This is a genomic window from Arthrobacter sp. H41, from assembly GCF_000520535.1.
Classification (GTDB): domain Bacteria; phylum Actinomycetota; class Actinomycetes; order Actinomycetales; family Micrococcaceae; genus Arthrobacter_D.
In genome coordinates, this window is the sequence record NZ_KI914840.1 from 1 (window position 1) to 4690 (window position 4690).

Genomic DNA, 4690 nt, shown 5'->3' on the forward strand with positions numbered 1-4690 from the left:
CCGCGGTGCGGCTCGGGATTCCGGTACCGGTGTTCTCCGCGTCCCTGGCCTACTACGACGGCCTGCGCCGGGAACGACTGCCCGCGGCCCTGACCCAGGGCCTGCGCGACCTCTTCGGCGCCCACACCTACCAGCGCATCGACACCGAAGGCACCTTCCACACCCTCTGGGGCGAAGACAAAACCGAAATCGAGGCCACCGACACCCACTAGCGCCACCCACTAGGCACAGAAAAGCCCCGGACCAGCGAGGTCCGGGGCTTTTCGTGTTCTCGCGCCTAGATGTAGATCGCGGGGTCCACGTATTCCGCCGGATCGACGGCCGGCTGGGTTTCCCGTGCCGAGTCGCGGTGCCGGAAGGTTGCGGGAATACCCGTCACGATGGAGTCGGGGGGTGTGTCCTTCACGACGACGGCATTGGCACCTACCGCGCTCCCGGCACCAATCGTGATGGGACCGAGAACCTTGGCCCCGGCGCCGATGGTGACCCGGTCGCCGATGGTGGGGTGCCGTTTGATCTTCTCGAGCGAGCGCCCGCCGAGCGTCACGCCCTGGTACAGCATGACGTCGTCGCCGATCTCGGAGGTCCCCCCGATCACGACGCCCATCCCGTGATCGATGAAGAAACGCCGTCCGATGGTCGCGGCAGGATGGATCTCGATGCCGGTCAGCGTCCGGGCGAGCTGCGCGAGCACACGGGCGGGGAAGCGCAGTCCTGGCTTCCGCCACATGCGGTGGGTGAGCCGGTGGACCCAGATCGCATGGAGCCCCGAGTACACCACCGTGTTCTCGAAAGGTCCTCGTGCTGCCGGGTCATGGGTGCGCGCTGTCTCAAGATCCTCGCGCAGTCTCGCTAGAAAACTCACCGATTACTTTCTGATGGGATGGAACTAGTTGCGGATGTCGTCGAAGAGGACGGTGGAGATGTACCGCTCACCGAAATCGCAGACAACGGCCACGATGAGCTTACCTGCGTTCTCTGGCCGCTTCGCGAGCTCGAGGGCGGCCCAGACGATCGCTCCCGACGAGATCCCGCCGAGAATCCCTTCACGCGTCCCGAGGTCCCGGGCCACCCGCACCGAATCCTCGACGGTGGCATCAAGCACCTCGTCGTAGGCGTTCCGGTCCAGGTTCTCGGGAACGAAGTTGGCGCCGAGGCCCTGGATCTTGTGTGGCCCGGGGGTGCCGCCGTTGAGGATGGGCGAATCCGCAGGTTCGACGGCGACGATCTGCACACCGGGCTTCCGCTTCTTCAGGACCTGCCCGACGCCGGTGATCGTGCCGCCGGTGCCGACGCCGGCGACGAAGATGTCGACCTCCCCGTCGGTGTCCTCCCAGACCTCCTCGGCGGTGGTGGTCCGGTGGATCTCGGGATTGGCCACGTTGGCGAACTGCTGCGCCCAGATGGCGTTCTCGGTGTTCGCCACGATGTCCTTCGCCCGGTCCACTGCGCCCCGCATCCCCTCGGACCCGGGCGTGAGCACGATCTCGGCACCGTAGGCCCGCAGCATCACCCGGCGTTCGGTGGACATCGTTTCGGGCATCGTGAGGATCACCCGATAGCCCCGTGCCGCTCCTACCATGGCAAGGGCGATGCCCGTGTTCCCGGAGGTACCCTCCACGATCGTCCCACCGGGCTTCAGCGCACCGGCCTTCTCGGCGGCATCGATGATGGCGACGCCGATCCTGTCCTTGACGCTGTTGGCGGGATTGTAGAACTCGAGCTTGACGGCGACCCGGGCGTCGAGGCCCTCGGTCAGGCGGTTCAAGCGCACGAGGGGCGTGCGCCCCACCAATTGGGTGACGTCGTCGTAAATCTTTGCCATGAAAGCCTGCCTGGTCGAGGGTGGGTCAGCGGAGCTCCCCGGCGGAGCCGGGAATGATCCTAACTGCAGCGATCCCGGGGACCTACGCGGCAAGCCACTCGGAGTAATATTTCCGCGCCTTGGCCAGCTTCGGATTGATGATCACCTGGCAGTAGCCCTGCTCCGGCTGCTTGCCATAGAAGTCCTGATGGAACTCCTCGGCCACATGGAACTCGGGCAGGCGGGTGATCTCGGTGACAATCGGGTTGGACCAATTCTCCTGGTTCCGATTGACCGACTCCTCGAAAAGGGCCTGCTGGCCGGCGTTCTGGTAGTACATCACGGAGCGGTACTGGGTGCCGACGTCGTAGCCCTGCCGGTTGAGCGTGGTGGGGTCGTGGGAGACGAAAAACATGTCGAGGATGACGTCCTCGGGAATGACCGACTCGTCGAAAGTCACTGCCACAACCTCCGCGTGGCCCGTCATCCCCGAACACACCGAGTCGTAGTCGGGGTGCCGCGTGTGGCCCCCGGTGTAGCCGGACACCACCTCCGTGACGCCGCGGGTCTGCTGGTAGAGGGCGTCGAGGCACCAGAAACAGCCACCGCCAAGTACAAAAGTCTTCATGCTCTCTACAATGCGCGCGGGCTCCGGAAGATTCCCGGGCCGGTTGGAGTGGTAGAACTGGAGCCATGGAGACTGACCAGCAGAACACCGGCGGCGGTGGTGCGGACACGGTTCCGACAGTAAGGGACGTGCTTGGCGCCATCGAGGAGCTGTGGCCTGAATCGCTTGCGGAGACCTGGGATGCCGTGGGGCTGGTGGCGGGCAGGGCCGGCACCGGCGTGGAGCGCATCCTCTTCACCGTCGATCCCACTGCTGCTGTTCTCGACGAAGCACTCGACTGGGGGGCGCAGCTGATCATCTCGCACCACCCGCTCCTCCTGAAACCGGTCCATTCGGTGGCCGCGTCCGGTTTCAAGGGTGAGATCGTGCACCGGCTGATCGAAAGCGGTTGTGCGCTGGTCACTGTCCATACCAACGGAGACAGTGCCGTCGGAGGGGTGTCCGATGTCCTTGCCGACGCCCTCGGCCTTCAGGAGGTGCAGCCCCTGGTGAAGGCCCGCGACGGACTGCCGGAGGAGGGCATCGGCCGCGTGGGCAACCTTCCCGACGCGACAACCCTCGGAGACTTCGCCGGCGTGGTGTTCTCCCTGCTGCCCGCGGTGGCCGGGGGAGTGCGGGTTGCCGGCGACAAGGACGGGCTGATCCGGCGGGTCGCAGTGTGCGGAGGCGCGGGAGACTCGCTGTTCGCGGAGGTCCGGGCAAGCCAGGCGGACGTGTACGTCACGGCCGACCTGCGCCACCATCCGGCCTCGGAGGTTCGGGAGGCGGCCGGCAACGGAAGGCCCTACCTCATCGACGTCTCCCACTTCGGCAGCGAGTGGTTGTGGTTGACACCGGCGTCGGCCGCGCTCGGCAACATGCTGGCCGACCAGGGGTTCGACGCCGATATCCGGGTCAGCGGCATCAACACCGACCCCTGGGACTTCGTCCTCACTCCCGGCCACTGAGACTCCCGGCCACTGAACAGTTTCGGGCACTGCTTTCTTCCCGCCGGGCTCGTTGTCGCCGTGCAATAGGCTGGGAGGAACGTCATTCGTCCCCAATGCGGAGGTATCCCGTGGCCAAGGCTGCACCAGAGGAACAATTGCGACTGCTCGATCTGCAGGCGCTCGATTCACGGCTGAACCAGCTCCAGAGGCAGGCCGCCGTGGTGCAGAACAACCCGGAGCTTGCCGTGCTCGGCGGGAGGGTGGCCGCCGTGGACGGTGAGCTCGTCCGGGCCAGTACCGAGCTCGCGGACCTCGAGCGCGAGCTCACCCGCGCGGAAGACGACGTCCAGGCCGTGGTGGGCCGGATCGAACGGGACGAAAAACGCCTGAACAGCGGACAGGGCACCTCGAAGGACCTCACTGCACTCCAGAGCGAGGTGGCCTCGCTGACACGGCGCCGGTCCGACCTGGAGGACGTGGAACTGGACATCATGGAACGCGCCGAGGCGGCACGAGCCGCGCAGTCGGCCGTGCAGGAGCGCACCGATTCGGTGCGGCGCGAGCTGAAAGAGCTTGAGGCCGCCCGGGACGCGGATCTGGCGGAAATCGCCGGCCAGCGCTCAACCGTGCAGTCCGAGCGGAATGAGTTGGCGGCGACCATCGACGCCCCGCTGCTCTCGATCTACGAAAAGACCCTCGCCAAGCGGGGAGTGGGTGCCGCGCGCCTGTTCCACGGCACCTCCGAGGGGTCCGGGATGCAACTCAGCCCGGGCGACCTCGCCGAGATCCTCCGCGCCGCACCGGATGACATTGTGATGTGCCCCGATTCGGGCTGCATCCTTGTCCGTTCTTCGGAGTGGGGGAACTGATCCCGGTGGCAGCGGACGCCGAACTGTTCAACCCCTATGGCCATGGCGAGGCGAAGGAACCCGTCCCTGGCGGTCGGCTGATCGTGGAGGCCGACGGTGGTTCCCGCGGCAACCCTGGCCATGCGGGCTATGGCGCGCTGGTGCGCGATCCTGCGACCGGCGCCATCCTGGTCGAGAAGGCGGCGTACATCGGCAAGGCATCGAACAACGTAGCCGAATACTCGGGCCTCGTGGCAGGGCTGGAACTTGCGCAGGAGGTCGACCCCGGAGCGCGGATCCACGTGAAGATGGACTCGAAGCTCGTGGTCGAGCAGATGTCGGGTCGATGGCAGATCAAGCATGCCGACATGCGCGTCCTCGCCGGAAAGGCGCGCAAGGTGGTGGATCCGCGGAACGTCACCTACGAGTGGATTCCGCGTGAGCGCAACAAGGACGCCGACCGCCTCTCGAACGAGGCGAT

At 66.2% G+C, this 4690-nt stretch carries 6 protein-coding genes and 1 pseudogene; 4 read left to right on the forward strand and 3 right to left on the reverse strand.

Annotated features, from left to right (window positions below; translation table 11 throughout):
* A pseudogene (locus Y705_RS20650) lies at positions 1-212 on the forward strand (NADP-dependent phosphogluconate dehydrogenase); the annotation flags it as partial.
* Positions 213-277: 65 nt separating this feature from the next.
* Here the strand turns inward: Y705_RS20650 and epsC are convergent.
* From epsC to msrA, 3 genes are all read right to left on the reverse strand, one after another.
* Complete coding sequence (gene epsC, locus Y705_RS0115620) at positions 278-865, reverse strand: serine O-acetyltransferase EpsC (protein ID WP_026533528.1); 588 nt, start codon at positions 863-865, stop codon at positions 278-280.
* A gap of 24 nt (positions 866-889) precedes the next feature.
* A complete protein-coding gene (cysK, locus tag Y705_RS0115625) occupies positions 890-1825 on the reverse strand; it encodes a cysteine synthase A (protein WP_026533529.1) in 936 nt (311 codons plus the stop codon).
* Between the two features lie 82 nt (positions 1826-1907).
* Complete coding sequence (gene msrA, locus Y705_RS0115630; RefSeq protein WP_026533530.1) at positions 1908-2432, reverse strand: peptide-methionine (S)-S-oxide reductase MsrA; 525 nt, start codon at positions 2430-2432, stop codon at positions 1908-1910.
* A 65-nt stretch (positions 2433-2497) separates the two neighbouring features.
* Here msrA and Y705_RS20655 point away from each other — a divergent pair, with 65 nt between their 5' ends.
* The 3 genes from Y705_RS20655 to Y705_RS20660 all read left to right on the forward strand — a co-directional run.
* Complete coding sequence (locus Y705_RS20655; protein WP_049822885.1) at positions 2498-3379, forward strand: Nif3-like dinuclear metal center hexameric protein; 882 nt, start codon at positions 2498-2500, stop codon at positions 3377-3379.
* A 110-nt stretch (positions 3380-3489) separates the two neighbouring features.
* Positions 3490-4230 (forward strand): zinc ribbon domain-containing protein, encoded by a 741-nt coding sequence (locus Y705_RS0115640; RefSeq protein WP_026533531.1) that lies wholly within the window; start codon positions 3490-3492, stop codon positions 4228-4230.
* 23 nt (positions 4231-4253) lie between these two features.
* Positions 4254-4690 (forward strand): reverse transcriptase-like protein (locus Y705_RS20660; RefSeq protein ID WP_343212777.1); only part of this gene is annotated, 437 nt, incomplete at its 3' end.